The organism is Pedobacter jamesrossensis (genome assembly GCF_042650905.1).
Classification (GTDB): domain Bacteria; phylum Bacteroidota; class Bacteroidia; order Sphingobacteriales; family Sphingobacteriaceae; genus Pedobacter; species Pedobacter jamesrossensis.
Genome location: NZ_JBHSBY010000074.1, coordinates 1 through 4,054, shown reverse-complemented (window position 1 = coordinate 4,054; position 4,054 = coordinate 1). Strand labels below are relative to the sequence as shown.

Annotated in this window: 4 protein-coding genes; all 4 read left to right on the top strand. The window is 29.7% G+C overall.

Annotation, left to right across the window (positions count from 1 at the left end; translation table 11 throughout):
• Positions 1–170: 170 nt before the first annotated feature.
• Positions 171–755 carry a hypothetical protein gene (locus tag ACFOUY_RS09155; RefSeq protein ID WP_378960203.1) on the top strand — a complete coding sequence of 195 codons (585 nt, stop codon included), beginning with the start codon at positions 171–173 and terminating at the stop codon, positions 753–755.
• Between the two features lie 123 nt (positions 756–878).
• Positions 879–2,357 carry a hypothetical protein gene (locus ACFOUY_RS09150; protein ID WP_378960202.1) on the top strand — a complete coding sequence of 493 codons (1,479 nt, stop codon included), beginning with the start codon at positions 879–881 and terminating at the stop codon, positions 2,355–2,357.
• Positions 2,358–2,449: 92 nt separating this feature from the next.
• Positions 2,450–3,169 carry a 3-keto-disaccharide hydrolase gene (locus ACFOUY_RS09145; RefSeq protein WP_378960201.1) on the top strand — a complete coding sequence of 240 codons (720 nt, stop codon included), beginning with the start codon at positions 2,450–2,452 and terminating at the stop codon, positions 3,167–3,169.
• Positions 3,170–3,383: 214 nt separating this feature from the next.
• Positions 3,384–3,662: a hypothetical protein gene (locus ACFOUY_RS09140; RefSeq protein ID WP_378960200.1), complete on the top strand. Its 279-nt coding sequence runs from the start codon at positions 3,384–3,386 to the stop codon at positions 3,660–3,662.
• Positions 3,663–4,054 lie beyond the last annotated feature (392 nt).

The following is a 4,054-nucleotide window of genomic DNA, read 5'->3' as shown; positions in this document are numbered from 1 at the left end:
TCAGAAACTTAGCCTTAGTGCGGTAAATTTAATAAAATAAATTATCAATAAATTGATTATCAACAACTTAAAACCGCACTAAATTTAAAGGGGACAAGTCAGGAGTTTCATTAATAGCAAAAAAAAACAGTTCTGGCGTTCCATTTGATGCTACTGCTAACCGAAGTTTTTTGTATGCAGATTTTAATTATTTTTTAAAAAACAATTATCAGTTCACTACAATTAGCGCACATCCGGGTCAGGGAAAATCAATTTTATTAGCACATCTTGTTGAGTATTTTTTTTATAGCGAAAATGCACTTTATAAAAAAGATATCGTTTTACTAATAAATTCGGGGACAATAAACGATATCATTCAGAATGGTTTATCTCTAAAAGATTGGTTTTTTAAAGAGTTTAAGTTTGCAGGTGTTAGTGAACTCAACACTTATTTCAAAAAAAATCCAAAACAAATTAGAGGTCGATTTATACTAATTATAGATGGTATTGACCAATTTCTATCAAATAGTAAGTACTTTAAAACATTTACCGATTTCTTATTCGGCATAGAAGAAAGTAATTTCATTAAAATTGTGCTAGGCTTAAGAGTTAATAATTGGATTAACCTACAGCCTGCAATTTCAGGTTCGGCCTTTTTAACAAGCGCATGGTATAAAGGCTTATTTTTCGATGAGGATAAGAACACTAACGTGCCTTTGCTAAATAATGAAGAAATTTTATTTACACTTAGCCGTATTGAAGGAAAAACGATTTAAGAAACTGAAATTCACCATGGCTTAATACAGCAATTTAGAACACCATTCTGGCTACAGATTTACTATAAATTAAAGCAGGAAAATAATACCCTAAAACTCAGTAATTATATTTTATGTCTCGAATTGATTAATTACTTTTTAGAGAACAAAATATTCCTTTCAAAAAACAGTACTGAGAAAATATTTATACTTAAAGAAATTAGTGCAGGCATATCAAAAGGAAACATTTGCCATAGGGTAGCAAAGGAAAATATACTCAAACATATTAGTAACTACCCCGAATCGTATCGAGAAATTATTTACAGTGGAATTTTAATTGAAGAAAAGAGATTTACAACAACAATACCAACCGAAATCATCAGATTTTTAAATGATGATATTTACACTTATTTTCTGTTTCTTCAATTAACCGAGAAATTTAAATTTAAGCCAGACAGTGCTTTTTTTGAGGAAATCTTAGCTTCTTACCTAGACCAACCAGACTTAAGAAGAAATATGTTAAACTGGAGCATCAGGTTTTGTGTAAACAGAAATGAAATAAAAGCTTTGAAAAATATTTTCCTGCTACCATTTTCAAATACAGAAAAAAATCAAGCCTTCGATTTTATTTGTGACGTAGCTTTATTTGAATTAAGGAAAACCAATTCTAATTTTAATGCACAAACCATAGATATGCATTTTATCGATTTGATGGTTTTAGGCAGAACAATGAGCAAAAATTACAAAGAAACCATAAAAAAAATATCTGAAAAAGTATTTAATGAGGATATACAAATAATGCTCAACGTTATTGAAAGTAATATTACCCTTATTGATATGGATAAAGTTGGTTTAAATGAAAGTATGCAGCTTTTAAAAAGACACGGCAAAAGGTTGAACGAATTGTTTCCAATTAGTCCTTACGATTTTATTCTATTCTTTTCTAATATTTTACAAAATAAGCCAAACAATAGTAAAACACTAAAAGAAAAAATCACAAAAATTTGTGAAGAAATTAATCAAAGTGGAACTTACAAAAATGAAGAATTAACAAGTGCACAAATTATATCTTACAGATTAATATTAATTGTGCTGTTTACAAATAAAGATTTCGAAGAATATCATAAATTTTTAAGTGCAATACTTAAAAAATATCCTCGTATATTTTATTTACGTTCTTCCGTTTTCCCCCCATTCTTGTTGATTATTTTAACTCAAGTCTATATTAAGCTAGATCAATATAAAAAAGCGCAAAGAATTATTCAATACCTGGGAAAAGCAATAGATAACGAACAAATTTATTACAGCCCTTACATTAAGGCTGCTTATGTTTTAGCGAAGGCCAACTTTTTAAATTATACAGGCAACTACCCAAATGCTCTTTCAGAAATAAGTAATGGATTAGAAATTTCCAGAGATAATTGCTTTTATACAATGGAAATTACTTTTAGATTGATGAAGATAGATGCCTTAAAGCATAATAATGACATTGAAAATATTAACGAGGCCATAAAGCAATTATTAAATTTCCTAACCATGCATAAATTAACCATGCCTAGCTTTACAAATCTTAATAAAGACGACTTTGATCACACCTTTAATATTCTTAAAACGTACAAGTAATAAAATACTTACTAAAACGATTTGTAACAGTTTAAACGCATTTTATTAGAAAAATATAAAATATATTACATTCGAATAAAAAACGAAAACTGATGAAAAAAGCATTATTATTTTTTTCTGTATTTACGCTTTTCTACAGCATAAGTATGGCTCAAACACCAAACACCTTAACCAAAAAAGAAATTAAAAAAGGTTGGAAATTACTATTCGATGGTAAAACAACTAAAGGCTGGCACACTTATCTTCGTGATACAGTTGGATCAAAATGGACTGTTCAGGATGGCGCAATTGTTTTCGACCCTTCTAAACCACGAAATGGTGGTGGTGACATTGTTACCAACGATGAGTACGAAAATTATGAATTAAATTTGGAGTGGAAAATTTCTAAAGGTGGCAATAGTGGAATTATTTTCGATATCCAGGAAAATCCAAAATACCGTGCTACTTATTTAACAGGGCCTGAAATGCAGGTTTTAGATAATATTGACGCAGAAGACAATAAAAAAGAGAATCACCTGGCAGGTTGTTTATACGATATGTCTGGCGATGCAACAGTATCAAAACCTAAGCCAGTTGGCGAATGGAATCAGGTAAGATTAATTCAAAACAAAGGCCATTTAACATTCTATCTTAATGGTATTAAAACATTTGATGGCCAGATAGGAAGTACTGAATGGAAGAAATTAGTAGAAAACAGCAAATTTAAAGATCCTGCCTTTTCAAATTTTGCAAAAGTTGCCAAAGGCAAAATCGCTTTGCAAGAGCATCCAGGTTCAAGCCAATGGAGAAACATCAAAATCAGAACATTGTAATCATAAAAGACGTTATATCATAAATAAAGGTATTAGAAAGTTTTAAAGTCAGTATTTATCGCATGTTTTATTTAAATTAAATACGAATAAAAAATGTTCAAAAATAAAACGCATAAAATCCAAAGCAGTTGATATTTTTGCGGCTATGTTACCAAAATTTAAAACCCTTTATTTTTTTGAAAATACCGAAATTATTATTCTTGAAATTAAACGAATGGATTTAGCTGAAAATGCAGCCGCTTCTGAATTATACCATTGGTTATTTTTAGATAAGCCTTCTAATTCTCTTTTAAAATTATGGTTTCGTTCTATGGATACTTCAACAGAAATACAGGAACGCTATTTCGAACAAGGCTATCTAAAATTTAATTCTTTAGAAGCCACTTATATTGAAAAATTTAATTCTGCCCAACATAAGCTTACAAATTTTAGCGAAAGGCCATTATTACCAGAATTACAGTCAATTATTGAGAATTATCTTAAAAAACCCTAACAAGATATTTTGAGCAATTAGATGAAGTTTTAATGAAGAAAAACAAAATTTTAAAATAAAATTTGGAAACATGGCTTCATAACTTTACTTTCGATTCGAGAGCGTTAATTTAGATAACGGGCGGAGAGCATTTTTGTTCTTTGCCCGTTTTTTCTTTATTTTATTTTTGTAATTAAACAAAAAAAGAGGCTGTCTCAAAATAAATGAGGCAGCTTTTTTTGTGTTTAAATAAATCTGGAGTGTTATCTGTCTGTTGCTGGCTAGAATATTTTATTTAACCATTATTTTGATAAAAGCAGCAAAAGCAAGCCCTTTTAGGCTGCTTTTCTTCTAACATTTTGTGCGATTGCCAATAATCCCCACTCTATTGCCACTTTTTCCTTGCCGCGGAG